This window comes from Roseomonas chloroacetimidivorans (genome assembly GCF_049629625.1).
Classification (GTDB): domain Bacteria; phylum Pseudomonadota; class Alphaproteobacteria; order Acetobacterales; family Acetobacteraceae; genus Roseomonas; species Roseomonas chloroacetimidivorans.
This window is the reverse complement of record NZ_JBNBZS010000003.1, coordinates 253,678-278,283: the sequence shown is the minus strand read 5'-3', so window position 1 is coordinate 278,283 and position 24,606 is coordinate 253,678. Positions and strand designations below refer to the sequence as shown.

General features: G+C 68.7%; 21 protein-coding genes and 1 tRNA gene. 9 read left to right on the top strand and 13 right to left on the bottom strand.

The window, feature by feature from the left end:
- Positions 1-948 carry a Bug family tripartite tricarboxylate transporter substrate binding protein gene (locus tag ACO1BU_RS03525; RefSeq protein ID WP_424134510.1) on the bottom strand — a complete coding sequence of 316 codons (948 nt, stop codon included), beginning with the start codon at positions 946-948 and terminating at the stop codon, positions 1-3.
- 99 nt (positions 949-1,047) lie between these two features.
- Between ACO1BU_RS03525 and ACO1BU_RS03520 the strand changes: the two genes are divergently transcribed.
- Positions 1,048-1,881, top strand: coding sequence for an amidohydrolase family protein (locus ACO1BU_RS03520; RefSeq protein ID WP_424134509.1), 834 nt, complete (start codon positions 1,048-1,050; stop codon positions 1,879-1,881).
- 24 nt (positions 1,882-1,905) lie between these two features.
- Positions 1,906-2,082: a hypothetical protein gene (locus ACO1BU_RS03515; RefSeq protein WP_424134508.1), complete on the top strand. Its 177-nt coding sequence runs from the start codon at positions 1,906-1,908 to the stop codon at positions 2,080-2,082.
- A gap of 131 nt (positions 2,083-2,213) precedes the next feature.
- On the opposite strand, the gene ACO1BU_RS03510 is transcribed toward ACO1BU_RS03515, so the two are convergent.
- Together ACO1BU_RS03510 and ACO1BU_RS03505 are read right to left on the bottom strand one after the other, a co-directional pair.
- On the bottom strand, positions 2,214-3,686 hold the full coding sequence (locus ACO1BU_RS03510; RefSeq protein WP_424134507.1) for an NAD-dependent succinate-semialdehyde dehydrogenase: 1,473 nt from the start codon (positions 3,684-3,686) through the stop codon (positions 2,214-2,216).
- Between the two features lie 117 nt (positions 3,687-3,803).
- The gene (locus ACO1BU_RS03505; RefSeq protein ID WP_424134506.1) at positions 3,804-4,499 is read right to left on the bottom strand and encodes a GntR family transcriptional regulator; all 696 of its coding nucleotides are present in this window, start codon (positions 4,497-4,499) and stop codon (positions 3,804-3,806) included.
- Between the two features lie 55 nt (positions 4,500-4,554).
- Between ACO1BU_RS03505 and fahA the strand changes: the two genes are divergently transcribed.
- From fahA to ACO1BU_RS03485, 4 genes are all read left to right on the top strand, one after another.
- Positions 4,555-5,859: a fumarylacetoacetase gene (gene fahA / locus ACO1BU_RS03500; protein WP_424134505.1), complete on the top strand. Its 1,305-nt coding sequence runs from the start codon at positions 4,555-4,557 to the stop codon at positions 5,857-5,859.
- 26 nt (positions 5,860-5,885) lie between these two features.
- The gene (locus ACO1BU_RS03495; protein ID WP_424134504.1) at positions 5,886-6,674 is read left to right on the top strand and encodes a cyclase family protein; all 789 of its coding nucleotides are present in this window, start codon (positions 5,886-5,888) and stop codon (positions 6,672-6,674) included.
- 5 nt (positions 6,675-6,679) lie between these two features.
- Positions 6,680-7,627, top strand: a complete 948-nt coding sequence (locus ACO1BU_RS03490) for a tripartite tricarboxylate transporter substrate binding protein (protein ID WP_424134503.1) — start codon at positions 6,680-6,682, stop codon at positions 7,625-7,627.
- A 96-nt stretch (positions 7,628-7,723) separates the two neighbouring features.
- Positions 7,724-8,668: a tripartite tricarboxylate transporter substrate binding protein gene (locus ACO1BU_RS03485; protein ID WP_424134502.1), complete on the top strand. Its 945-nt coding sequence runs from the start codon at positions 7,724-7,726 to the stop codon at positions 8,666-8,668.
- Between the two features lie 11 nt (positions 8,669-8,679).
- Here ACO1BU_RS03485 and ACO1BU_RS03480 read toward each other — a convergent pair whose 3' ends face one another.
- The 4 genes from ACO1BU_RS03480 to glmU all read right to left on the bottom strand — a co-directional run bounded on the left by ACO1BU_RS03480 (position 8,680) and on the right by glmU (position 14,156).
- Entirely contained in the window at positions 8,680-9,540 is an 861-nt protein-coding gene (locus tag ACO1BU_RS03480) for an oxygenase MpaB family protein (RefSeq protein WP_424134501.1), read from the bottom strand.
- 82 nt (positions 9,541-9,622) lie between these two features.
- Positions 9,623-10,867, bottom strand: a complete 1,245-nt coding sequence (locus ACO1BU_RS03475; protein WP_424134500.1) for an MFS transporter — start codon at positions 10,865-10,867, stop codon at positions 9,623-9,625.
- 142 nt (positions 10,868-11,009) lie between these two features.
- The gene (gene glmS / locus ACO1BU_RS03470) at positions 11,010-12,833 is read right to left on the bottom strand and encodes a glutamine--fructose-6-phosphate transaminase (isomerizing) (protein ID WP_424134499.1); all 1,824 of its coding nucleotides are present in this window, start codon (positions 12,831-12,833) and stop codon (positions 11,010-11,012) included.
- A 3-nt stretch (positions 12,834-12,836) separates the two neighbouring features.
- Positions 12,837-14,156 (bottom strand): bifunctional UDP-N-acetylglucosamine diphosphorylase/glucosamine-1-phosphate N-acetyltransferase GlmU, encoded by a 1,320-nt coding sequence (gene glmU / locus ACO1BU_RS03465; RefSeq protein ID WP_424134498.1) that lies wholly within the window; start codon positions 14,154-14,156, stop codon positions 12,837-12,839.
- A gap of 93 nt (positions 14,157-14,249) precedes the next feature.
- On the opposite strand from glmU, the gene gph reads away from it, so the two are divergent.
- On the top strand, positions 14,250-14,900 hold the full coding sequence (gene gph, locus ACO1BU_RS03460) for a phosphoglycolate phosphatase (RefSeq protein ID WP_424134497.1): 651 nt from the start codon (positions 14,250-14,252) through the stop codon (positions 14,898-14,900).
- 157 nt (positions 14,901-15,057) lie between these two features.
- Here the strand turns inward: gph and ACO1BU_RS03455 are convergent, their stop codons facing one another.
- A complete protein-coding gene (locus ACO1BU_RS03455) occupies positions 15,058-15,876 on the bottom strand; it encodes a DUF3108 domain-containing protein (RefSeq protein WP_424134496.1) in 819 nt (272 codons plus the stop codon).
- A 129-nt stretch (positions 15,877-16,005) separates the two neighbouring features.
- Here ACO1BU_RS03455 and ACO1BU_RS03450 point away from each other — a divergent pair.
- A tRNA-Val gene (locus ACO1BU_RS03450) sits at positions 16,006-16,080 on the top strand.
- Positions 16,081-16,218: 138 nt separating this feature from the next.
- Here the strand turns inward: ACO1BU_RS03450 and ACO1BU_RS03445 are convergent.
- From ACO1BU_RS03445 to ACO1BU_RS03435, 3 genes are all read right to left on the bottom strand, one after another.
- Positions 16,219-16,758, bottom strand: coding sequence for an EF-hand domain-containing protein (locus ACO1BU_RS03445; protein ID WP_424134495.1), 540 nt, complete (start codon positions 16,756-16,758; stop codon positions 16,219-16,221).
- Between the two features lie 120 nt (positions 16,759-16,878).
- A complete protein-coding gene (locus ACO1BU_RS03440; RefSeq protein ID WP_424134494.1) occupies positions 16,879-18,774 on the bottom strand; it encodes a sensor histidine kinase in 1,896 nt (631 codons plus the stop codon).
- Between the two features lie 108 nt (positions 18,775-18,882).
- Positions 18,883-20,295 carry a M20 family metallopeptidase gene (locus ACO1BU_RS03435; protein ID WP_424134493.1) on the bottom strand — a complete coding sequence of 471 codons (1,413 nt, stop codon included), beginning with the start codon at positions 20,293-20,295 and terminating at the stop codon, positions 18,883-18,885.
- Positions 20,296-20,532: 237 nt separating this feature from the next.
- Here ACO1BU_RS03435 and ACO1BU_RS03430 point away from each other — a divergent pair, with 237 nt between their 5' ends.
- A complete protein-coding gene (locus tag ACO1BU_RS03430) occupies positions 20,533-22,308 on the top strand; it encodes a histidine kinase famiy protein (RefSeq protein WP_424134492.1) in 1,776 nt (591 codons plus the stop codon).
- 9 nt (positions 22,309-22,317) lie between these two features.
- Here ACO1BU_RS03430 and ACO1BU_RS03425 read toward each other — a convergent pair whose 3' ends face one another.
- Positions 22,318-23,298, bottom strand: coding sequence for a Bug family tripartite tricarboxylate transporter substrate binding protein (locus ACO1BU_RS03425; RefSeq protein ID WP_424134491.1), 981 nt, complete (start codon positions 23,296-23,298; stop codon positions 22,318-22,320).
- Positions 23,299-23,385: 87 nt separating this feature from the next.
- On the bottom strand, positions 23,386-24,582 hold the full coding sequence (locus tag ACO1BU_RS03420) for a Zn-dependent hydrolase (protein WP_424134490.1): 1,197 nt from the start codon (positions 24,580-24,582) through the stop codon (positions 23,386-23,388).
- Between the last annotated feature and the right edge of the window lie 24 nt (positions 24,583-24,606).

Genomic DNA, 24,606 nt, shown 5'->3' with positions numbered 1-24,606 from the left:
TCAGCTCCGCTCAATGGTGTTGCGAAGTGCGTCGAACACCTTGTCGATGGCGGCCTGGAAGCCTGGGCCGTCGAGATAGCCGTCCATCGCCCCGGTGCGCTCAAGGAAGTTGCGCCAGGTCGGGGTCTGCATGCCGCGGCGGAAGCGGTCATGCAGCGCCGCATAGGCGTCGTCCGACAGGCCGGCGGGGGCGCAGAGGCCCTTCATGTTCTCGGCCACGACATCCCAGCCCAGTTCCCGCAGGGTCGGCACGTCCGGATAGCCGGGAATGCGCTCGGCGGAGGCGACCGCCAGAGGGCGTACCTCCCCCGCCTGCGCCAGGCCCGCCATCTCCTCCGGAGCCAGGACGGCGAGTTCCACCGTGTTGGCCATGAGCGCCTGCAGGGAGGGTGCGCCGCCGCTGAAGGGAACGTGCAGGAACTCGATCCTCGCGGCCTGGGAGAGCAGCACGAAGACGGCGTGGTAGATCGAGCCGATGCCGGAGGAGGCATGGGAGATGGTGCCGGGGCTACGGCGCGCGGCCTCCACCAAGGCCGGGAGGTCGCGATAGCGGCTGTTACGCCGGGCCACGATCAGCAGAGGCTGGCGCGTGAGCCGGATGATGGCGCGGAACGAGGCCTTGGGGTCGTAGGGCAGGTTGCGGAAGGCCGGGAGGGAGGTGCTCTCGCTGCCGCCGCCGACCAGCAGGTTCAGCCCGTCCGGTGGCAGGCCCGCCACATACTGCGCAGCGATGGCGCCGCCTGCGCCCGGACGGTTAATGACGACGAGCGGGGTGGGGAAGAAGGGCGAGGCCGCTTCCCCGATCGCACGGGCGGCCAGGTCGGCGCCGCCGCCGGGCGCGAAGCCGACGATGAGTTGGACGGGGCGGGCCGGTTCCCAGGCTGCCTGTGCCTGGCCGGCGACGCAGAGTGCCGCTGCAGCGCTGAGGAATTTCCGGCGTCCGGCCATGCTTGCCTCCCTGTCCTTGTCTTTTCCGCAAAGCTTAGGGGGATGCCGGGATGGTGGACAACCGGAATGGAGCGGGCTTGGCTGGCGCGAGGAGGAATCATGCCAGCCAGTCCAAGAAGTCCCGTGCCGCCCGGCGCGACCGATTGCCACATGCATATTTATGGGCCGCCTGAGCTGTATCCGGTAGCGCCGACCAATCCCTCACCGGTGCCTTTCGGCAGCGGCCTCGCGGCCTACCGGTCGGTGCAGGCGCGTCTTGGGCTGCAGCGGGTGGTGGTGGTGCAGCCCACGGCCTATGGCACCGACAATGCCTGCACCCTGGACGCGGTGGCGGCGCTGGGCCAGGCGCGCGCCGTGGTGGCGGTGACGCCGGAGACGCCCATTGCGGAGCTGGAGCGGCTGCATGCGGCCGGCGCGCGCGGCGCGCGGGCCTTCCTGCTCAAGGGCGGGGTGGTGCCATGGGAGCGGCTGCACGCGCTGGCGGAGCGGGTAGCGCCGCTGGGTTGGCATGTGCAGATGCAGTTTGACGGGGGCGAGTTGCCGGAGCGGGAGGCGCTGATCCGGGACCTCCCCTGCCCTGTGGTGATCGACCATGTCGGGCGCTTCCATGCGCCGGTGCCGCCCGATGCTGCGCCGGTGCGAGCGCTGCTGCGGCTGGTGGAGAGCGGGCGAGTTTGGGTGAAGCTGTCCTCGCCCTACGGCACCTCGCGCAGCGGGCCGCCGGGCTATGAGGATGTGTCGGCGATCGCACGAACACTGGTGGCAACGGCGCCGGAGCGGCTGGTCTGGGGATCCAACTGGCCGCATCCGAACGCGCCCGAGCCGAAGCCGGATGAGGCGCCCTTGCTGGACCTGCTGGACGAATGGGCGCCCGACGAGGCCGTGCGGCGGGCCATCCTCGTTGAGAATCCGGCGCGTCTCTACGATTTCTGAGCGTGGGCCTACTCAGGACAGGTGGTGCTGCGTGCTACTCATGGAGAGCAGCTGCCTGACGCCCTGGACCGCTACTGCCAGGGCTGGCTGACCCTGTTCATTATCTGCGCCGGCACGGTGCTGGAGGACGTCACTGGCTGCACGAGGTTTACGCCTGTTCGTCATGCGCAGCCTTCGGAGCAGAAATACTTTCAGGGGTAGTCGCTTGATCAGGCCCTAATGCGACCGGCGCTATTTCGTCGTTCTGCAGAGCTCGACCGGGCTCTCCATGGCGGAGGCCCGGGCGATGCTGGGCATGGCGGGCAGCCTAGGCCCGCCATGCCGCCGACATGTCAGACCCCGCCGATGAGGCAGTACTTGATCTCGAGATAGTCCTCGATCCCGTATTTGCTGCCCTCGCGACCCAGGCCGCTCTCCTTTACGCCACCGAAGGGCGCGACCTCGGTGGAGATGATGCCCTCGTTGATGCCGATGATGCCGCTTTCCAACCCCTCGGCGACGCGGAAGATGCGGCCGACATCGCGGGCATAGAAATAGGCGGCCAGACCGAACTCGGTGTCATTGGCCAGTCGGATGGCCTCTTCCTCAGTCTTGAAGCGGATGAGGGGCGCCATGGGGCCGAAGGTCTCCTCCTTCAGCACCTTCGCGGAAGTGGGCACGTCCGTGAGGATCGTCGGCTCGAAGAAATTGCCGCCGAGGGCGTGGCGCTTGCCGCCCGTCAGCACCTTGGCGCCCTTGGCGGTGGCGTCCTGGATGTGCTCCTCCACCTTGGCGACGGCGTCGGCATTGATGAGCGGCCCCTGGGAGACGCCCTGTTCCATGCCGTTGCCGACCTTCAGTCCCTCCACCGCCTTCTTCAGCTTCTCGGCAAAGGCGTCATAGACGCTGTCCTGCACGAGGATGCGGTTGGCGCAGACGCAGGTCTGCCCGGTGTTGCGGAACTTGGAAGCCATGGCGCCGGTGACGGCGGCGTCGAGGTCCGCATCGTCGAAGACGAGGAAGGCGGCGTTGCCGCCGAGTTCCATGCTGGTCTTCTTGATGGTGCCAGCGCATTGCGCGAGCAGCGTGCGGCCGACCTCCGTGCTGCCGGTGAAGGACAGCTTGCGGATCATGGGGTTGGTGGAGAGTTCCTCGCCCTGCTCACGCGCCGATCCCGTGACGACGTTGCAGACGCCCGGCGGCATGCCGGCGCGCTCGGCCAACACGGCGATGGCCAGGGCGGAGAAGGGCGTCTGCGAGGCCGGGCGGATGACGCCGGTGCAGCCCGCGGCCCAGCCGGGGCCGGCCTTGCGCGTGATCATGGCGGCCGGGAAGTTCCAGGGCGTGATGGCCGCGAAGACTCCGATCGGCTCCTTCATCACGAGGATGCGGCTGCCCTGCTTGAAGGTCGGGATCATATCGCCATAGACGCGCTTCCCCTCCTCCGCGAACCACTCGATGAAGGAGGCGGCATAGGCGATCTCGCCCTTGGATTCCGCGAGGGGCTTGCCCTGCTCGGCCGTCATGATGGCGGCGAGGTCGTCCACATTCTCCATCATCAGGGTGAAGAGGCGGCGCAGGATGGTGGCACGCTCCTTGGCCAGCAGCGCGCGCCAGGCGGGCTGGGCGGCCTGGGCGGCCTCGATGGCCTTGCGGACCTCTTCGCGGGAGAGGGAGGGAACCTCGCCGATCACCTCCCCGGTGGCGGGGTTCTTCACGGCGATGGTCTTGCCGGAGGCGGCCTGGACCCATTCGGCCCCGACGCGGTTGGCCTGGCGGAAGAGGTCGGGGTCCTTCAGGACGAGCTTGGCGGCGGTGTCGAGCATGGCTGGCTCCCCTTATGCGGCCTCGGCTGGCCGCGTTCCGGCGCAGGATGGGACGGAGCGGCGCGCCTGTCACGCGTCGGCGGGGATCTCCGGGGCGCGATCGCGGAGAGGTGCCGGTCAGGCGCCCGGAGGGGCCTCGCCGAGAAGGGCCAGCACCATTTCCGCCGTTGTGCCGATATGGGCGGCCAGCAGCGGCGGGGCGTCCGGGCTGCGGGCGAGCACGGCCCCCGCCAGGGTCTCATGCACGTCCAGCATACGGGTCCAGTCCTGATGGGCGGTCTCCATCAGGCGGCGATAGCGGGTCTTCTGGAGGTAGAGGTCGTCGCAGAAGCGCAGCAGCGAGGGCAGCGGGCAGGCTGCGATCAGGGCGCGGTGGAAGCGGTGGTGCCGGGCCTCATAGGCGTCCAGCCATTCCTCGCTGGCGGGGTCGCGTCGGGTGATTTCATGGCGCAGCAAGGAAAGGCTGGCGACGATGTCGTCCTCCCAGGCAGCGCGGCCGTGTTCCATGGCAAGGCGAAGGGCCTCGGGTTCCACGACCTGTCGGGAGCGGGTGATGTCCAGCAGATGGGCACGGGTGACGGGAGGGACGGAAAAGCCCTTCTGGCCCTCCAGCAGCACGAAGCCCTCGGCGGCGAGGCGGGCCAGGGCTTCCCGCAGGGGCGTGGCGCCGACGCCGTAGCGGGCTGAGAGGTCGCGCAGGCGCAGGCGCGTGGCCGGGGGCAGGCCGCCTCCGACGATGTCGTGCCGCAGGCGCCGGGCCGCCGCCTCGGAGAGGGTGGGCGCCTCCGGCGGGTTAGGATGATCGATCAGCACCAGGAAAATATATTTCCTCTTTCCAGGCTGCGTCCAGCGGGACATGCTGCCCGTTATGAACGTCCTTGATTCGACCCATGACCCGAAACGTCGGGCCTGGGTGGCCTCGGCCAATGCGCCGGAGGCCGATTTCCCGATCCAGAACCTGCCCCTAGGGGTGTTCTCCCGCGATGGCGGCACGCCGCGCGGGGGTGTCGCGATCGGCGACCAGGTGCTGGATCTGCGCGCGGCGTTGGAAGCCGGGTTGCTTCGCGGAGCGGCCGCGGAGGCGGCAGCGGAGCCGACGCTGAACCGCCTGATGGCGATGGGGCGGCCAGCCTCCCGCGAATTGCGCGCGGCCGTGTCGGAGCTTCTGGCGGAGGGAAGCGATGCCTCGACACGCGGCGACGCGATCCTGGCGCCGATGAGCGCGGTGCAGATGCACCTGCCCGTCGCGGTCGCAAACTTTTCCGACTTCATGGTCTCGCGCGATCATTCCTGGCGGCTGGGCGCGCTGAAGGACGCGCTGGCGCCGCTGCCGCCAGCCTTCGACAGCCTGCCGGTCGCTTATCATTCCCGTGCCAGCTCCGTGCGCGTGAGCGGCGAGCCGGTGGTGCGGCCGAACGGGCAGTGGAAGAAGAAGGACGGCGTCTATTTCGGGCCAACCGAGGCGCTGGATTACGAGCTGGAGCTGGCCGTCTGGCTGGCGGGTGAGAATGCGCTGGGCACGCCGGTGCCGATGTCGCGCGCACCGGAAAGGCTGTTCGGCTACGGGCTGCTGAATGACTGGTCGGCGCGCGACATCCAGCGCTGGGAGATGCCGCCGCTGGGGCCGTTCCTGGCGAAGAGTCTTTCGACCAGCGTGTCGCCCTGGGTGGTGACGGCGGAGGCCATGCTGCCTTTCGCGATCCCGGCCGCGCGCCGCGCGGAGGGCGTGCCCCCTCCCCTGCCCCATCTGGATTCTGCGGAGAACCGCGAGCGCGGCGGGCTGTCCATCGCGCTGGAGGTGTGGCTGCTGACACCACGCATGAAGCGGGAGGGCAGCGGGCCGGCCCGACTGACGGCAACGGATTTCGCGACGATGGCCTGGACGCCGGCGCAGATGGTGACGCATCACGCGAGCAACGGGTGCAACCTGCTGCCGGGCGATCTTCTGGGCAGCGGCACCTGTTCCGGCCCCGAGGCGGGATCGGAAGCCTGCATGGCGGAGATCATCCTGCGCGGGCCGATCAACCTGCCGAATGGCGAGGTGCGGCGCTTCCTGGAAGACGGGGACGAGGTGATCTTCCGCGGGCGAGCCCATGCGGAGGGCGCGGTGCCCATCGGTTTCGGCGAGTGCCGGGCGGTGATCCTGCCCGCGCCGCCCTGGCCCGCCGAGTGACGCGGCGACGGAGGAAGCGAGAGACAATGCCAAGGAAGATTATCGACATCTCGGTCGCGCTGACGGCGGGAATCGCGAGCGATCCGCCGCATATGCTGCCGAAGATCGACTACCGTGATCACCACATGACCGCGCCGGCCATGGCGGAATATATGGGCGTGCCCGTGGATGCGCTGCCGGAAGGCGAGTACGCAGCGGTGGAGCAGGTGAATATCTCCACCCATAACGGCACGCATCTGGACGCGCCCTACCACTACTTCTCCCGCATGGACGAGGCGCTGGTGCCGGGCGGACGGCCTTCGCTGCGGATTGACGAGGTGCCGCTGGACTGGTGCTTCCAACCCGGGGTGAAACTGGATTTCCGCCACCTGCCGGACGGGCATGTCGTGCAGCCGGAGGAGGTGGAGGCCGAGCTTCGCCGCATCGGCCACGAGATCAAGCCGCTGGAGATCGTGGTGGTGAACACGCGCGCTGCAAGCCGCTATGGCCAGGACGATTTCATCGATACGGGCTGCGGCATGGGCAAGGCCGCGACGATGTGGCTGCTGGAGCGCGGCGTGCGCGTGGTGGGCACGGATGCCTGGAGCTGGGATGCGCCCTTCAGCCACACGCGGCGCAAGGTGCAGGAAAGCGGCGATGCGTCGCTGATCTGGGAAGGGCACCGGGCCGGGCGCGAGATCGGCTACTGCCACATGGAGAAGCTCTCCAATCTCGAAGCGCTGCCGGCGGACGGGTTCATGGTGGCCTGCTTCCCCGTGAAGATCCACCGCGCCTCGGCCGGCTGGACGCGGGCCGTCGCGATCCTGGAGGAATGAGCGTGATGCGGCGTTCCCTCGGTGTCGCGCTCGCCGCCGCGCTGCTCGCGGCCGGCCCGGCCATGGCCTTTCCGGACCGGCCCATCACCATCGTGCTGCCCTATGCCCCGGGCAGCGCGGCCGATTCCTATGGCCGTGCGCTGGGCGAGCACTTCACCCGCGTAATGGGTCAGAGCGTGGTCGTCGTGAACCGGGACGGCGGTTCCGGCGTGGTGGGCATGCGCTACGTGGCGACGCAGCCAGCCGATGGCTACACGCTGGGGCTGACGCCGATGACGGCGATCGTTGTGCAGCCGCATTTGGTGCGCGGTACCGGCACCTCGCCCGAGAACTTCGCACCGATCTGCGGCACAAATGAGAATGTGCTGGGGGTACTGGTTCGCGCGGACAGCCAAATCCGTGACCTGACCGGGCTGGTTGCGGAAGGGAAGAAGCGGGCGATGAGCTTCGGCAGCCCCGGTCCGAACTCCCTGCCACAGCTTGCCGTGTGGCGCGTGCAGCGGGCGAGCGGGGTAGAGTTCACCCACCTGCCCTTCCGTGGCGATCCACCGCATCTGAACGAGGTGATGGCGGGGCGGCTGGATTTCTCCGCGGCCGTCGTCTCCTCGGCGGCAGGGCTGATCGATTCAGGACGGTTGCGGTTGATCGCCGTGTTCTCGGAGAGGCGGCACCCGGATTACCCGGATGTGCCGACGGCGCGGGAACAGGGAATCGACGCGCTGCAATACAGCCCGGTTGGGCTCTATGCGCCAGCGGGCACGCCGGAGCCGGTGATGGCGAAGCTGGAGGATGCCTGCCGGACGGGAGTCCAGGACGAAGGCTTCCTACGGGTCGCCAGGCAGGTGCGGCTGGTCGTCAATCATATCGGCCGGGCGGATTTCACGCGCCTGATCCAGCGGGAATATGAGGCCCATGGCCAGATCCTGCGGGAGTTGGGCGTGAAGCCCGACTGAGCGGCCCGAGCGGCACGGCGAAGCGCGGCCCCACAGTCGATGAATGCACCGGCACGGGGCCGACCCGGCGGTGCCTCTCCGGGAGAACAGAGCGTCATGCGTCATTTTCTGCTGTCCGCCGCGTTGGCGCTGGCTGTTGCCCTGCCCGCGCGGGCAGAATATCCGGACAAGCCGATCACGATGATCATGCCCTATTCGCCGGGCACGGCCGATGTGCTGATGCGGGCGATGAGCGAGCACTTCCAGCGGGTGCTCGGACAACCGCTGGTGCTGATGACGAAGGACGGCGCCTCGGGCGTGGTAGGAATGCGCTATGTCGCGGCCAGCGCGCCGGATGGCTACACCATCGGGCAGACGCCGATGACGGCGATCGTGGTGCAGCCGCACATGGTCCGCAATGCCGGCACCAATCCCGAGAATTTCGAGGCGGTGTGCGGGACGAACGAGAACATCCTGGGCATCGCCGTGCGGGCGGACAGCCCGATCCGCTCATTGCAGGATCTGGTGGCTGAGGGAAGGCGCCGGCCAATGAGCTTCGGCAGCCCTGGGCCGAACTCCCTGCCGCAACTCGGCGTGTGGCGCGTGCAGAAGGCCACGGGGGTGGATTTCAACCATATCCCCTATCGCGGCGAGGCGGCGCATCTGAACGACACGTTGGCGGGGCGGCTGGATTTCTCGGCGGCCGTGGTCAGTTCCGCGGCGGAATTGGTGGAGGCCGGGAAGCTGCGGCTGATCACCGTCTTCTCCAACCGGCGGCATCCGGACTTCCCGAATGTGCCGACGGCAGTGGAACAGGGGGTCAACGCCGTACAGCTCAGCCAGGTCGGCATCTACGCACCGCGCGGCACGCCGGCGGCGGTGCTGGACCGGCTGGAGGAGGCCTGCCGCACCGGGCTGGAGACGCCGGCGGTGAGGCAGGTGCTGGCAACCACGCGCGCCCCAGGATCTTTCATGGCACGGGCAGCGCTGAACACGATGCTTCGCGAGGAATACGCGACCTATGGGCGCATCCTGCGGGAGCTGGGGGTGCAGCCGGAGTAGCGGCGCCGGCCTTACCCCGTGGGGCGGAAGGCCCAGCGCAGGGTGCGGGCGATGCCGAGAGTGCCGGCCCGCACCAGCGGCCGGCCGAGTGCCGGGTTTGACAGCCCGTGCATACGGATCGCCCAGGGTGGCAGCAGGTCCACGGCGGCCTGCATCGTGAGGTTTTGGACCGGCTCCGCCACGCGGTGCGGCGCGGGCTGGCGCAGGACGAACCGCGCGACCTCCTTCGTGCGCGCGTCGTAGCGAAGTTGCGGGCGCATGCTGCGGATCAGCTCCTGTGCCTCGGCCCGGCTGCGGGGGATGGGATCGGCACCCAGACCGGCGGCGATCTGGGCCATCTCGGCGAAGTAGCGGTCCTGATCGGCCCCTGTCATGCGCGGCTCGGCGTAGCGGATCCAGGCATCGAGGAAGCTGGTCGTCTCCGTCACATGCACCCAGGCCAGCAGGGCGGGGTCATTCGCGGCATAGGGGGTACCGTCCGGCAGGGTGCCATGGACCCTGTCGTGAATACCGCGCACGCGCGCGATCACCGCCTCCGCATCCAAGCGGCTGCCATAGGTGGTGAGGGCTATGAAGCGCGCAGTACGGCGCAGGCGGCCATGCATGTCGGCGCGGAAGTTCGAATGGTCCCAGACCCCGGCAAGGACGGCGGGGTGAAGCATCTGGAGCAACAGGCCCGCAATGCCGCCGACCATCATCGAGGTGACGTCGCCATGGACGCGCCAGGCGACGGATTGCGGGCCGAAGATGCCGTCGGCGCGGCGCATGACGGGCGCTTCGCCGCGGGAGCGGTCGTTGAAGAGGGCGGCGACCTGGGAGCGGATCGCTGTCCGGATCGTGCGGGAGAGGTCCGCGGTGGGCGAGCGGTTCACGGATGGCGGGCCGGGACAAGCATCATGCCTCTGAAACGACAGCCGGGGGCGCGGCGTTGCTGCCGCCCTCGCGAACAGCAGTTCAGCGGCCCCGGTCCAGCTTCGGCAGAAGGGCGGTGCACAGGCCGAGAAGCGGGAGGAAGGCGCAAAGACGATAGACCGCGTCGATCCCGATGCTGTCGGCCAATTCCCCGAGTGCCGCGGCGCCCAGACCGCCGAGGCCGAAGGAGAAGCCGAAGAACAGCCCCGCCACCATCCCGACCTTCCCGGGCATCAGGTCCTGCGCATAAACGAGGATGGCCGAGAAGGCGGAGGACATGATCAGCCCGATCACCACCGTCAGCACCACCGTCGCGGGCAGGCCGACATAGGGTAGTGCGAGGGTAAAGGGCAGCACGCCGAGGATCGAGAACCAGATCACGGGCAGCCGGCCCACCCGATCCCCCACCGCGCCGCCTACCAGCGCGCCGACGACCACCGAGGCCAGGAAGATGAAAAGGAGGACCTGCGCGGCCTGCACGGATAGGTCGAAGCGGTGGATGAGGTAGAAGGTGTAATAGGAGTTGAGGCTGGCCGTGTAGACGTTCTTCGAGAAGAGCAGCACCACGAGCACGCCGACGGCGAAGAGAACCTGGCCGCGGGACAGGGCATGGCCCCCTTCCCCGCCGGCCGCACGGCGACGAGGCTTGGTGGCCTGGCGGTGGCGGGCATACCAGGTACCGACCTGGAACAGCACGACCATGCCGAGCAGGGCCGCGCCGGAGAACCAGGCCAGGCTTCCCTGGCCTTCGGGCACGACAACGAAAGCGGCGAGCAGCGGGCCGATGGCCTGGCCGAAATTGCCGCCGACCTGGAAGAGCGACTGCGCCAGCCCGTAGCGCCCGCCCGAGGCTTGGCGCGCGACCCGGGAGGATTCCGGGTGGAAGACGGAGGAGCCGATCCCGATCAGCGCCGCCGCCATCAGAATCACCGGGTAGCTCGACGCCTGGGAGAGCACGAGCAGCCCGACCAGGGTGGAACCCATGCCCACCGGCAGGGAGTAGGGCATGGGGTGGCGGTCCGTATAGGCACCGACCAGGGGCTGCAGCAGGGAGGCTGTGAACTGGAAGGCCAGGGTGATGAGCCCGATCTGGCCGAAATCCAGCGCGTAGTTTTCCTTCAGGATCGGATAGAGGGCCGGCACCAGCGACTGCATCATGTCGTTCAGCAGATGGCAAAAGCTAAGCGAGAGCAGGACGGCGAAGGCGGTTCCGCCGGTTCCCTCCGCCGCACCGCCGGGGGGGGCCGGAGCGGGGGTTTGCTGGGGGGCGAGGGCCGTCTGGCTCATGGGTGACCCGTTCTCCTGGGCAGGCGTCATGCCCTGCCTCTTGTTTCTCCGCCGCCGTGACAGCCGCGCCATGGCGCCGATAGTCCTGCGGGGGAAGCGGGACAACGGCGGAATGGGGATGGCCGGCCTGCGCCGACCGGGGTCACTCCACCGTCACGGCCTTGGCGAGGTTGCGGGGCTGGTCCACATCGGTGCCCTTCAACACGGCCACGTGATAGGCGAGCATCTGCACGGGGATGGCGTGCAGGATGGGGGCGACGAAGGGATCGACCTTCGGCAGCACCATCACCCGGGAGGCAAAGCGACGCAGGGCGGGGGCGCCTTCCTCATCAGTGAAGGCGATGATGCGGCCGCCGCGCGCCGCGGCCTCCTGCAGGTTGGAGGCGGTCTTCTCGAAGAGCGGGCCGCTGGGGCAGAGGGCGATCACGGGCACGCTGGAATCGATCAGGGCAATGGGGCCGTGCTTCATCTCGCCGGCGGCATAGCCTTCGGCGTGGATGTAGGAGATTTCCTTGAGCTTGAGGGCGCCTTCCATGGCGATGGGGAACAGGCTGCCACGGGCAAGGAAGAGGACGTCGCGGGCATCCTTGATGTCGGCGGCGAGCGCCTCGATCTCAGCGCCGGCCTCCAGCAGCTTCGCGGCGTGTTCGGGCACCTCCAGCAGGGCGGCGGTCAGGCGGGCTTCCTCCGCCGCGTCGATGGCGCCGCGGCTACGGGCGAAGTTGAGCGCGAGGCAGGCCATCACCGAGAGCTGCGCGGTGAAGGCCTTGGTGGAGGCGACACTGATCTCGGGGCCGGCCACCGTCATCAGCGTCGCGTCGCTCTCGCGCGACATGCTGCTCTCCGGCACGTTCACGACGGAGACGAGGGACTGGCCGCCCTCCCGGAGCAGCCTCATGGCGGCCAGATTGTCGGCGGTCTCGCCGGACTGGGAGACGAACATGGCGGCGCCGCCCTGCGTCATCGGCGGGTCGCGGTAGCGGAGTTCACTGGCCACATCGGCGTCGCAGGGAAGGCGCGCGATGGTCTCGAACCAGTAGCGCGCGGTCTGGCAGACCAGGAAGGCGGAGCCGCAGCCCGAAAGCCAGAGACGCGGAAGGGTGGCGGGGTCGAAGGGAAGCGCGGGGCGTGCGACGGAGCGGGTGGCGGGGTCCACATACTGGTGGAGCGTGTCGCCGATCACCGCGGGGTGCTCGTGCAGCTCCTTCTCCATGAAGTGGCGGTAATTGCCCTTGCCGATGGCGGCACCGGAGAAGGCGGTGGTCTTGACGGCGCGCTGCACGGGCGCGTCGGACGCATCGAAAATGCTGGCGTCATGGTCGCTGACGATGGCCCAGTCGCCTTCGTTCAGATAGGCGATCTTGCGCGTCAGGGGGGCGAGGGCGAGGGCGTCGGAGCCGATGAACATCTCCCCTTCCCCATAGCCGATGGCGAGCGGGGCGCCCTGGCGTGCGGCGAGGAGCTTGCGGGGATGACCGGCGAAGATAGCGGCCAGGGCGAAAGCGCCGTGGACGCGCTTCAGGGCGCCGCTGAACGCCTTCTCCGGGCTGTCGCCGCGGGCGAGGTGATGATCCACCAGGCGGGCGAAGGTCTCGGTATCGGTTTCCGTCTCGAATTCGGCGCCCTGGGATTCGAGTTCGGCGCGAAGTTCGGCGTGATTCTCGATGATGCCGTTATGGACGACGGAAACGCGCGCGGTGCCGTGCGGATGGGCGTTGCGCGTGGTGGGGGCGCCATGTGTGGCCCAGCGCGTATGGCCGATACCGGTGGTGCCGGGCAGCGGATCGTGTTCCAGCACTTCGGCTAGGTTGTTCAGCTTGCCCTCGGCACGGCGGCGGTCGACATGGCCATTCACGAGGGTGGCGATGCCGGCGCTGTCATAGCCGCGGTATTCCAGGCGGCGCAGGGCTTCCAGGAGACGGGGCGCGGCCTGTTCCTTGCCGACGACGCCAACGATTCCGCACATGGCTTACTTCTCCTTCCGGCGGGAGGCGCGGAAGGCGGCGGCGCGGCCTTCCTTCTGGCTCTGGCGGGCGCGTCCGAAGGCCATGGCATCGGACGGAACCGGATCGGTGATGGTGGAGCCAGCGGCGACGAAGGCGCCGTCCCCGAGATCGACGGGGGCGACCAGGGTGGCGTTGGAGCCGATGAAGACCCCCTCCCCCACTGTCGTCCTGTGCTTCGCGAAGCCGTCGTAATTGCAGGTGATGGTGCCGGCGCCGATATTCGTGCGGGCGCCGATGGTCGCGTCGCCGATATAGGACAGGTGGTTGGCCTTCGCGCCCTCACCGAGCATGGCGGCCTTGAGTTCCACGAAATTACCGACATGGGCCTTGGGGCCGATCTCGGTGCCCGGGCGCAGGCGGGCGAAGGGGCCGATGACGGCGCCGCGGCGGATGATGCAGGCTTCGAGGTGGGAGAAGGCGCGGATTTCCACCTCGTCCTCGATGGTCACGCCAGGGGCGATGACGACGTCGGGGCCGATGGTGACGTCCTGGCCGATTGTCGTGTCGTAGCTTAGGGTGACGCTCTCTGGGCGGATCAGGGTGGCGCCGCCAGCCATCGCGGCCTCGCGCAGCCTGGCCTGCACGGCGGCCTCGGCGGCGGCGAGCTCGATCCGGGAATTGATGCCGCGGCATTCGGCCTCGGGCGCCTCGACGGCGACGGGGCGGAAGCCTTCCATGCGGGCGGCGGCGACGGTGTCGGTCAGATAGTACTCGCCCGCCGCATTGTCGTTCTTCAGCGCGCGCAGCCAGGCGAAGAGGCGCGGTGCGGCGGCGCAGATCACGCCGACATTGCAGAGGGTGATCGCGCGCTCCTCCTCCGTCGCGTCCTTCCACTCGGTCACGCGGGCGATGCCACCATCCTCATGCGGGATGACGCGGCCGTAGCGGGCGGGGTCGGCGGGGCGCATGGCCAGAAGGGCGAGGTCGGCCGTGTTCCGCGCGGATACCAGGCGACGCATGGTGGCGGCGGTGATCAGGGGGTTGTCGGCATAGAGGACGGCGACATCGCCCTCGAAGTCCTGGAGCAGCGGGGCGGCCTGGAGGGCGGCGTGGCCTGTGCCCAGGCGGTCCTGCTGGACGACCGTCGCATGCGGGGCGGCGGCTTTTTCCAGCATGGGCATGTCGGGGCCGGTGACCACGACGATGCGGTCGAAGACCTCTTCGCAGGAGGCGATCAGGTGGTTGAGCATCGGCCGGCCGGCGATCGGGTGCATCGCCTTTGGCAGCGATGAGCGCATCCGGGTGCCAAGACCGGCGGCGAGGAGAATGGCAGCCCTTTGCATGGGCTGGATAAGCCCTATCTGGCCGGGCTTCCGCAAGGGAGGGCGGCGTCAACTCGCATTGCGGGCTGTAATGCGGGGTGGCATGGGGTGCGGATGGACCGGATCGCCCTTTTCGACCTCGACGGCACGCTGCTGGACAGCGCGCCCGACATCCATTCGGCGTTGGACCGGCTGATGGCCGCGCATGACCGGCCCGGCTTTAGCCGGAAGGAGGTGCGGAAGATGATCGGGGACGGGGTTCCCGTGCTGGTTCAGCGGGCCTGCGAGGCGCGGACCCTGGTGAACTCGCCGGAGCTGGTGGCGGAGTTCCTGGTGGATTACGAGGCCCATGCCGCGGACGAGACCCGGCCCTTCGAGGGGATCCCGGCGGCCCTGGCGGCGCTGAAATCGGCGGGGTGGCGGCTGGCGGTCTGCACCAACAAGCCTGAAAAGGCGGCGCGGATCATCCTGGATGACCAGGGGCTTTCGCCGCTGCTGGAGCAGGTTGGGGGTGGCGATAGCTTCCCCGTTCGCAAGCCGCATCCCGGGCATCCGCTGGGCATCCTGGCGCGGATGGGGGCGGAGCCGTCCCAGGCCGTGCTGATCGGGGATCACCACAACGACACGCGGGCGGCGAAGGCGGCCGGAATGAGAGCGGTTTTCGCGGCCTGGGGCTATGGCGGGCCGGAGATGGCGGAGGATGCACCGGTTGCCGAGGCGCCGGGCGACCTACCGGATCTGCTGGCCGGGCTGGGGATCGGGTAAAGCGGATCGCCCGAGTCAAAGGGACGGGCCATCCCACAGGCGGAGAGGACGAAGCCTCCGGAAAGATCGGAAGAAGGGACCGCCCCGCTTCCCTCATCCTGCTCTGGCTTGGTGCATGCCAGCGCCACTCGCGCGCTGATGCGACTGCTGGTTTTCTTCAGTTGCTGACGGCGCGGAGCTGGCCCGGCCGCCCATAGCTGACGAGGCGGGCGGTGACGGTACCGAACCAGCGATTGGCCGAATCCACGCGCACGGGCAGCGGCGGCAGGCCCGGCACCACCTCCGCCAGCCAGGCGATGCCGGTCTGGGGGCGGCGGGCGGCCTCAATATCCTCACCCTTGCGGTAGCCCGCGAGGAAGCGGCCCTCGAAAGCACATTTCAGGGCGACGCCGGACCATGCATCGCGGGCGGGAGGGAAGCGCTCATGGCCCTGGGTGCTGGCTGACAACGCGCTCAGGCGGCGGCCGTCATAAACCCTGGCAGCGGCGTCGCAATTGCCGGTGCGCCGGACCTGGCGGATGAGTTGGGCGATGGCGGAAAGGCTGTCGATGGTGTTGCGCTGCTCGGCCTCGGGCACCGGCTCGCGCTCCTCCTCCTCGACGGGGGGAACCATGGCGCGGACGACAGGCTGGCCGCTGCGCCATTCAACGATCACACGGCGGGGATCACCGCGCCAGGTGCCCTCGGAGACGTAGCGGCGCGGGCGGGCGCGCTCGCCCTCCCAGACGCCTTCGACGCGGCTGGTCATCTGGCCGCTGGAAATGGCAGCGACCACGCCGCGCGTGCGGTTGCGGAACTCCACGGCATAGCCCTGGTCGGTGAGATCCAGGGTGACGCTCAGTTCCATCACCGTCAGGCCCGCGACCTGGACGAGATAGGTAGCAGCGATGGCTTCGGCCCGGGCGGAAGCGGCCGGGGCCAGAAGGGCGAGGAGGAGGGCGAGGAGAGCGGACCGGCGGTGCCGTGAGGGGGTCATGCCATGCCTTGTCGCGGATACCCGGGATAGTCGGGGTAACGCGATGGTTGCGCCAGAGGTTCGTTCAGCCTCGATCCCTGGGGGCCGCTTGACAGGGCCGGGCTGGCGGGGGATATCCGCGCCACCTTCGGGCGCGTAGCTCAGCGGGAGAGCATTCGCTTCACACGCGAAGGGTCACAGGTTCAATCCCTGTCGCGCCCACCACCACCCTTCCCCGGGTTGGTTCCGCCGAAGATCACCAATCCGGATATCAGACGCCGCGCGACGCGTGGCCGGCGCTATCCTTGAATTCGCAGATCCATGAGAAGGCCGGGGAGAATTCCTTCTCCCCGGGTTTCTTGGTTACTGCTGCTGCGTCGGAGCCTGCTCCTGCGCCGGGGCTTGCTGCGGCCTGGCCGGGCGCGCGGCTCGCGCACGATGCGGCCGCACCTCATCGCGGGTCAGGACATTGTCCGCATTCGCATCACGGGCGCGGAACATGGCATCGGCGAAGGGGCGCAACTCCACCAGCGTGACACGGCCGTCGCGGTCGGCGTCGAGGGCGCGGAAGAAGCCTTGGCCGCGCTGCTCCATGCGCGCCTGGGCAGCGGCGGGCGGGGCTGGACGCTTGCCGCGGTGGGCCTCCATCTGCGCCTGGACGTAGCTCCGGAATTCGTCCCAGGTCACGCCGCCATCCTTGTTCGCGTCCGCCTCGCCGAAGCGCGCGGACAGCGTGCTCCAGGCTTCCTCCGCGGTCACGCGGCCGTCGTGGTTGGTATCGGCGTGACGGAAGAGTTGCTGGCCGCCGCGAGGCATGGCTGGCTGGGCCATGGCGGGGACGCCAAGGGCGCCGAGCCCAAGGGTGGCGGTCAGGGCAGCGAGGGTGAGTTTGCGGGGAGTCATGGGGGATGTCCTTCTGAAGACCTCACCGAACATGGCACTGGGAATGTAACAGGCCGAGCCAAGCTGGGTGAGGAAGCGTGACGGACACCGGCGTGGCCCCTTAACCCCGCAAGCCAGGGGCTATGAGGAAACCGGCAGATCGATCTCGCAGCGCACGCCATCAGGGCCGATCTCGTATGAGGTCCTGGCGCGAAGCTGATAGGGCAGCGCCTGCTCGATGAGCTCACGGCCATAGCCGCGGCGGGGCGAGCAGTCCGCCGGCGGTGGCACGCCGCTCTCCTGCCAGACGACCCGCAGGCGGCGTTCGCCCGCCTCCCCCCGCACGCTGCCCCAGCGCAGGTAGAGCCGGCCTCCGGGAACGGAGAGGGCGCCGTATTTGAGAGCATTGGTGGCCAGTTCATGCAGGGCAAGGGCCAGGGTCTGGACGGTCGCGGAGCGCAGGCGGATGCCGGTGGGACCCTCGAGCACCACGCGCGCTTCCTGCTCTCCATCGCCGAGCACGCCATGGGCTGAGAGCTCCGCCCGGATCAGTTCATCGAAGGTGATCCGGCTTCCCTCCTCCAGCCGCGACAGCATGCCGTTCACGCGCCCCAGGGCTTCAAGCCGCGCGTCGAAGCGTGCCCCAAAATCCGCCAGTGAGAAGCTGCCCGCCAGCGTCTTGCCAGCGATGGAGCGCACGACGGCGATCAGGTTGCGCGTTCTGTGCTGCAGTTCCGCCACCAGCACCGCCTGGCGTTCCTGCAGATGCTTGAGATCCTCAATGTCACTGCTGGTACCCAGCCATTCCAGGATCGCGCCCTCGGGCTCGTCCGGCGCCGGGGCGCCGCGGACCGGGCGGGAGCGGGTCTGGTGCCAGCGCCAGGTACCATCCGCGGCCCGTCTTACCCTGAACTGCACGTCAAGCTGCCCGTGCGACCGCGCCGCGTGCCAGGCCTGGAGCGTCTCCGCGTGGTCATCGGGGTGGACAGCGTCGAGCCAGCCCCAGCCGTGGCTCTCTTCCTCGCCCTGTCCGGTGTAGTCCGCCCATTGCGGCGAGGCCCAGGTCCATTGCCCGTCATCGGCGGAGCGCCAGACAAGCTGCGGGATTCCTTCGGCCAGGGTACGGAAGCGCTCCTTCTCCTCCCGCAGCGCCGCCTCATTGCGCTTCTGCTGCGTGACATCGAAGCTGACGCCGTTGATCACATAACTATCGGACGGGCTCGAACGCCCGCGCCAGGCTACCCACCGGTTCTGGCCGGGGCGGAGATGGAGAAGCACCTCGCCGGCGAATTCCTGATCCGGCGGTATGCCGGACAGGGCAATCTCCTGCATCTTCGCCGCTGACTCAGGGGCCAGACGATCCAGGAAGCGCCGCATTGGAAGCCATTCATCCGAGGGCGGCATGTCGAACAGGGCCAGGAAGACGGGATCGCCCCGGACCAGGCCTTCCCGCATCCTCCACTGCCATGCCCCCATCTTGCCGCTGGCCAGGGCGATGCGCCGGATCTCGTCGCTCTCGCGCAGCACTTCCAGCTTCCGATGCTCGGCGGTGACCTCGCGGCAGATGCCGAGCACGCCACCCACGCCGTTGGGGGCTGCCTCGTCCTCGATCTCGCTGAGGCTGTAGGTCCAGTAGACCTCCTCGCGATGGCCGTGCCGCGTATGCACGAGGAGTTGGTCCACGTGGCAGCTTGCGCCCTGGCCGGTCATCACCTGCTCGATCGCCGGGCCGATGATGGGCCAGGTCTCGGCCCAGGCCTCCGGCCCGCTCCGGCCGAGGGAGGAGGGGTGGTACTCGGGCCCCAGGCTCTCCGCGAAGGCATCGTTGTAGAACAGGATCAGCTCCGGCCCCCACAGGACACAGATGGGGTGACGGGCGTTCAGCATCAGCCGGACGGCCATGCGCAGGCTCGCCGGCCAGCGCGCGGGAGGCCCGAGCGGAGTCGACGCCCAGTCATGGGCGCGGATCAGGGCACCTGCCTCACCTCCACCGGCAGGCCACTGGCGGGTGGGTTCGATAGTGTCCGGCATGACCATGTAACGCGTTCCGCGCGACCGAATGTACCGATGCCGCGACATTTTCCGTGCCCCGCCCGCTGCCCCCCACCGGACGGCAGCGGAGCCCGGGGCACGGACCGGGCCGGTTCAGCGCGGCGGCGTGCCTGCCTCGCCCAAATCCCACCAGATGCCGGCGAAGGCAGTCAGCCCCTCGCGCATCATGGCGGGGATGACGTGCTCATCCGGGCCATGCTGCTTGCAGCCGTTGTAGGAATGCGGAACCCAGACGAGAGGGGTGCCCAGCAGGTCCACGAAGACATCGCCGGGCAGGCCGCCGGACGCGTTGGGGGTGACCTGGACGCGAGTGTTCAGGGATTTCTCCATGCTCGCCTTGGTCCAGAGCACCCAGGGATTATCGGGCGGGGTGCGGCTGGCGGGCATACGGATGCCGGCCTTCTCGATGGCGACCATCTGGAAGCCGTGCGCGTCCAGATGGGCGCGCAGCGCGGGGACGAATTTTTCCGGGTTGGAATCGCCGGTGTAGCGGATCTGGCAAGCGGCGCGGGCATCGGGGGCGACGGCGTTCACCGGAGCCTCGGGGCGGCCGCTGTGCATGGCGAGCACGATGAAGGAGGCCCAGCCATAGATCTTCTCCGCCGGGGTGAGGCCGGGTTCGCCCCAGCCCTCGTCGATGGTGGCGGCCCCTTCCCCTCCCCCGACCGGGCAACCCTCCAGCGCGGCGCGGATATTGGCGGGCACGGTTTCGCCGGGCAGCCAGTCGCGGACGAGGATCTTGCCGTTGCGGTCAGCGATGCTGGCGATGGCGTGGGAGAGAAGGATGGCGGGATCGGTGGTCAGCCCACCCCAATGGCCGGAATGGACGCCGCCCTGGCGCAGCTTCACCACGAGGTCGAACATGAAGCTGCCGCGCGAGCCTGCGGCGATAGTAGGCAGCGTGGGCTCCACGCGCGGCCCGTCCGAGGCAATCAGGGCATCGGCGGCCAGGTAATCCTTATGCGCCTCGACGAAGGGACGAAGGCCCTTGGAGCCCAGCTCCTCCGACATCTCCAGCACCAGCTTCACATTGGCGCCAAGCTTGCCGCCACGCTCGGCCAGCACGGCCTCCATCGCGGCCAGGTTGATGATGTGCTGGCCCTTGTTGTCGGCGGTGCCGCGCCCGTACCAAAGGCCGTCCTTCTCCGTCACCGCCCAGGGCTTGATGCCATCGGACCACTGGTCATCCAGGCCGCGGACAGTGTCGCCATGGCCATAGAGCAGGACGGTGGGGCGGGATGGATCCTCGATGCGGTGGGCGATGAGGATGGGGCCGCAGGACGGGTCCGGGTTCGGATGGATGCTGGATTCGAAGCCGAGGCGCGCGAGCCAGGGCTGGATGCCCTCCTCCAGATAGCGGCGGCACTCGGCGGCGAAGGCCGGGTCCTGGGAGGTGGAGGGAATGGCGATCAGGGCGGCCAGGCGGTCACGGAAGGCACCGCTGTCGAACTCGGCCTGGGCACGGGCGATGGCGGCTTCGCGGCCGGGCCTTTTCTGGTCGGACATGTGGGGCGGCCTCCTGCTGATGTGGCATGAGGGGAATAGGGCGGATCGGGGCGTGGTGCAGCCCCTGGGCTGCGAGGCCCGCGTCGTCTGGCGCCCGGATCATTACTATCCCGGATCGGCCCGGCATGGCGCCCGCCAGCAACTCTGGATGAACCAGCAGCCTTTTGGTAGGAGCCGGCCGTTATTGCGGGCTGACGCCGGCATACCAGATACCTGCCCTTGGCCTTGGGGACCGGCGTGAACGAAGACGAAGGACTGAAGTCCGGCAGGGATAATGTTCCCGCTGAGCCGCTCCTGGAGCGTGACGTGCAGGGAAGCGGCGAGCAGCAGAGCATCGGCACCCCGGCAGCCGGCCAGCATGAGGGCGCCTCCTACTCGCCGACCGGCGGGCCAGGCATCCGGCACTGGCAGGAGGCAACGGTCACGAGGCCCGGCTTGGATGATCGCGGGGATGTGTTCTTCGCGGCCGTCGAGATGACGCGGATGCCCATGGTCCTCACGGACCCGAACCTGCCGGATAACCCGATCGTCTTCGCCAACCGGGCCTTCCAGGATCTGACGGGCTATGCGCAGGAGGAGATCGTCGGTCGCAACTGCCGCTTCCTCCAGGGCGCGCAGACGGATCGCGAAACCGTCGCCGAACTCCGCCGGGCCGTCGCGGAGGAGCGTGCGACGTCAGTTGAGTTGCTGAACTACAAGCGCGACGGCACGCCTTTCTGGAACGGAGTCTTCATCGCACCCGTCCATGACCAGGCGGGCAAGCTGATCTACTTCTTCGCCTCGCAACTCGATGTGACGCGCCGGCGCACCTCGGAGCAGGCCTTCCGGCAGGCGCAGAAGATGGAGGCGGTGGGGCAGCTCACGGCTGGGCTGGCGCATGACTTCAACAACCTGCTCCAGGTGATCGCGGGGAATCTGGAGTTCCTGCGGGCGGAGGTGACGGATGAGCGCCTGCGCCGCTACCTGGCCCGGGCCACTGACGCGGCCGAGCGTGGGACGAAGCTGACGCGGCAGCTTCTCGCCTTCGCGCGCAAGACGCGACTTGAGCCCAGGGCGGTGGACATCAACGCGCTGATCAATGATTTCGGCGCGATGCTGGAAAGCACGGTGGGCAGCCGCATCGAGCTGCAGCTCAACCTGCGCCGACGGCTTCCGCCGATCCTGGTCGACCCCGTGCATCTCGAGATGGCGCTGTTGAACGTGGTGATCAATGCGCGGGACGCCATGCCGTCTGGCGGGACGGTGACGATCGCGACCACGGCAGTCATCCTGGATGCCGACGGCCTGCCGGGGGGCGCCTATGTCGCCCTGTCCATCACCGATGAGGGCGAGGGCATGCCCGCCAATGTGCTGGAGCGGGCCGTCGAGCCTTTCTTTACGACCAAGGGCACGGGCAAGGGAACCGGGCTCGGGCTGGCCATGGTGCAGGGCTTCGTCCAGCAGTCCCTGGGCAAGCTGGAGATCGAGAGCGAACCGGGGCGCGGCACGACGGTGCGGATGCTCTTCCCCGCCAGCCGCGAGACGGCCAGGGCCGTGGAGGTCGCGCCGGCGGCAGAGCCGCGCCCGGATACGAAGGCTCCGGCCGAGACGATCCTGATCGTCGAGGATAGTGAGGACGTGCTCACAATCGCGCAGGAGCATCTGGAGGTGCGCGGCTATCGGGTGCTCGCCGCGCGCAGCGCGGACGAGGCACTCGCAATACTCGACGAGCAGGGCGGCCAGGGGATCGACCTGCTGTTCTCCGACATCCTCATGCCCGGCAGCATGAATGGCCTGGTCCTCGCGGAGCGTGTACGCGAGCGCTTTCCCGGCATGGCCGTGCTACTGACGACCGGCTACAATGAGGACCTGGTCGCGGAGGGACCGCGGGCCCACTCGATGGACGTGCTGGGCAAGCCTTATCGCCGCTCGGAGTTGATCGACCGCGTGCGGACGGCGCTGGACCGCCGGGCAGGTCCCCCGGCCGGCGAGCGCAAGCGCCGGGAGACCGGAGGACCTGCACACGAGGCGTGAGGCCAGAGCCTATTCCGTCATGATGCCGCGGCTCTGGATGATCTCGCGCCAGGTCTTCGTGTCCCGCTCCATCAACGCCGCCAGTTCTTCCGGTGATCCGGTGGAGACCTCCGCGCCCTGGGTCGTGAGGCGTGCGCGCAAGGCCGGGTTGTCCAGCGCGGCGCGCAGGAGGGTGTTCAGCTCCCGGACCAGCGGTGCTGGCGTGGCGGTGGGGGCATAGAGCGCGTACCAGGTGCTGTAGCGGAAACCGGGAAGGCCCTGCTCCTCCAGTACCGGGAACTGGGAGAGTTCCGGCACCTTCGTTGGAGCCGTGACGCCCAGAGCGCGGATCCGGCCATCTTCCAGCACCGGCTTCAGCCCACCAGCGGTCATGAAGACGGCATGGACGCGGCCCGTCATTAGGTCAGTCAGAAGACTCGATCCGTCACGATAAGGCACATGCACGCCCTCAACGCCTGCGACAGACTGGAACAGCTCCGCGCCGAGATGCGAGACGCCGCCGGCACCAGGGGAGGCGAAGTTGATCTCGCCCGGACGCGCCTTCGCATAGGCGACGAATTCCCGCACATCCTTCACCGGAAGACCGCCATGAATGAGCATGACATGCGGGTTGTCGCTGAACTGCCCAATGGGGGCGACCAGCTTTTCGGTGCCGCGCGCAGCGGCACTGACCAGCGGATTGATGACGACATTGCCCATGGCCGCGAGAAAAAGCGTGTGTCCGTCCGGCGCCGCGCGGGCCATGGTCCGCAGGGCAACAACGCCGGTGCCGCCTGTGACATTCTCCACCACGACTGGCTGGCCGATCTCCGCGGTGAGCTGATTGGCGAATTCGCGCGCCAGCACATCGGCGCCGGTGCCCGCCCCGAAGGCGATGAGCAGGCGCACGGGCCGAGTGGCGAAGGAGGTGCCGCCCGCCGCGAAGGCGGGCCGCTGCAGCAGCGGAAGCGCGGCGGCAGCGGCGATGAGAGAACGGCGGGTCGGTTGCATCCTGGTCAATTCCTCTCCGGGCGCGTCTGGGCGCGCGGCCGCCCATAGCACCCGGGGAAGCAGGGATCGACCCGGCCCGCCAGCGCCTCAGCCGAGGAAGCGGCGTGCGCCCTCGGCCAGCACCTTCATGCCGAGCACGAGGTCATCCCGGTCCGTGTCCTCGGTCCAGTGATGGCTCACTCCGCCCTTGGAGGGAACGAAGAGCATGGCGACCGGCAGCTTGCGGGCAAGGTGCTGGCTGTCATGGATGGCGCCGCTGGGCATAGGCTGGAAGGCGCCGGGAGCGAGGTCCTGCGCGGCCTCCGTCAGGGCGTGCTGCATGGCAGGATCGCAGGGGGCGGGCTCCGCGCGGCTGAGCTGGGTCAGGGTCGCGGGGCAGCGGTCGCGGCGGTTGCTCTCCCGCACCAAGGCGCGAAGGGTGGCTTCCAGCCGGTCCATCGTCTCGATATCGATGTCGCGGAACTGGAAGGTGACCTCGGCGCGGCCGGGGATGATGTGCGGCGCGTTGGGCTCCAGCACGATGCGGCCGGTGGTCCAGGTGGTGCGCTCACCGCATTGGCGCGGGAATTCGGTGTCGATGGCATGGAGCAGGCGCATGGCGGCGACGCCGGCATCGCGGCGCTCGGCCATCGTGGTGCCGCCCGTGTGGTCCTGCTTTCCTTCGAAGCTGATCAGCCATTGGCGGACGCCGACAATGCCGGTGACGACGCCGATACGCAGGCCGGCCTTCTCGAGCTGCGTCCCCTGCTCGATATGCATTTCGAAGGCGCCCTTGTAGCGGCCTTCCTCGAGTTGAAGACGCGGTAAACCGGCGAGGCCGGCATTGGCGAGTGCATCGCGCAGCGGCGTGCCGTCGAAGCGGTTGCGACTGGCGTCGATCTCCTCCTCCGACAGCGCGCCGATCAGCGAGCGGCTGCTGAGGAAGCCGCTGCCGAAATGCGCCTCCTCATCGGCATAGGCGCAGACATCGACGGGCAGGCCGGCGCGGGCGAGCGCGAGGGCGGAGATGACACCGAGCGCACCATCAAGCCAGCCCGCATAATTCTGGGTTTCCAGATGGCTGCCGGCGAGGATGTGCGGGCCTTCGCCCTTATGGCGTCCGAAGACATTGCCGATGCCGTCGATCATGGGGTCGAGGCCGACCTCCGCCATGCGCTGCATGAGCCAGCGGCGGCTTTCCATGTCATCCGGGGAGTAGGTCGGGCGGTGGACGCCGGTCTTGTAGGCGCCGATGCGGCGAAGGGTGTCGAGATCCTGAAGGAAGCGGTCGGTGTCGAGATTCATGTTCCCGACCGTGCCGCCGTGACG

Excerpts from the sequence above, each read along its gene's own strand:
- ACO1BU_RS03525 (WP_424134510.1), bottom strand. The coding sequence starts at position 948 with ATGGCCGGACGCCGGAAATTCCTCAGCGCTGCAGCGGCACTCTGCGTC.
- ACO1BU_RS03520 (WP_424134509.1), top strand. The coding sequence starts at position 1,048 with ATGCCAGCCAGTCCAAGAAGTCCCGTGCCGCCCGGCGCGACCGATTGC.
- ACO1BU_RS03510 (WP_424134507.1), bottom strand. The coding sequence starts at position 3,686 with ATGCTCGACACCGCCGCCAAGCTCGTCCTGAAGGACCCCGACCTCTTC.
- fahA (WP_424134505.1), top strand. The coding sequence starts at position 4,555 with ATGAACGTCCTTGATTCGACCCATGACCCGAAACGTCGGGCCTGGGTG.
- ACO1BU_RS03495 (WP_424134504.1), top strand. The coding sequence starts at position 5,886 with ATGCCAAGGAAGATTATCGACATCTCGGTCGCGCTGACGGCGGGAATC.
- ACO1BU_RS03490 (WP_424134503.1), top strand. The coding sequence starts at position 6,680 with ATGCGGCGTTCCCTCGGTGTCGCGCTCGCCGCCGCGCTGCTCGCGGCC.
- ACO1BU_RS03485 (WP_424134502.1), top strand. The coding sequence starts at position 7,724 with ATGCGTCATTTTCTGCTGTCCGCCGCGTTGGCGCTGGCTGTTGCCCTG.
- ACO1BU_RS03475 (WP_424134500.1), bottom strand. The coding sequence starts at position 10,867 with ATGAGCCAGACGGCCCTCGCCCCCCAGCAAACCCCCGCTCCGGCCCCC.
- glmS (WP_424134499.1), bottom strand. The coding sequence starts at position 12,833 with ATGTGCGGAATCGTTGGCGTCGTCGGCAAGGAACAGGCCGCGCCCCGT.
- glmU (WP_424134498.1), bottom strand. The coding sequence starts at position 14,156 with ATGCAAAGGGCTGCCATTCTCCTCGCCGCCGGTCTTGGCACCCGGATG.
- gph (WP_424134497.1), top strand. The coding sequence starts at position 14,250 with ATGGACCGGATCGCCCTTTTCGACCTCGACGGCACGCTGCTGGACAGC.
- ACO1BU_RS03455 (WP_424134496.1), bottom strand. The coding sequence starts at position 15,876 with ATGACCCCCTCACGGCACCGCCGGTCCGCTCTCCTCGCCCTCCTCCTC.
- ACO1BU_RS03445 (WP_424134495.1), bottom strand. The coding sequence starts at position 16,758 with ATGACTCCCCGCAAACTCACCCTCGCTGCCCTGACCGCCACCCTTGGG.
- ACO1BU_RS03440 (WP_424134494.1), bottom strand. The coding sequence starts at position 18,774 with ATGGTCATGCCGGACACTATCGAACCCACCCGCCAGTGGCCTGCCGGT.
- ACO1BU_RS03435 (WP_424134493.1), bottom strand. The coding sequence starts at position 20,295 with ATGTCCGACCAGAAAAGGCCCGGCCGCGAAGCCGCCATCGCCCGTGCC.
- ACO1BU_RS03425 (WP_424134491.1), bottom strand. The coding sequence starts at position 23,298 with ATGCAACCGACCCGCCGTTCTCTCATCGCCGCTGCCGCCGCGCTTCCG.
- ACO1BU_RS03420 (WP_424134490.1), bottom strand. The coding sequence starts at position 24,582 with ATGAATCTCGACACCGACCGCTTCCTTCAGGATCTCGACACCCTTCGC.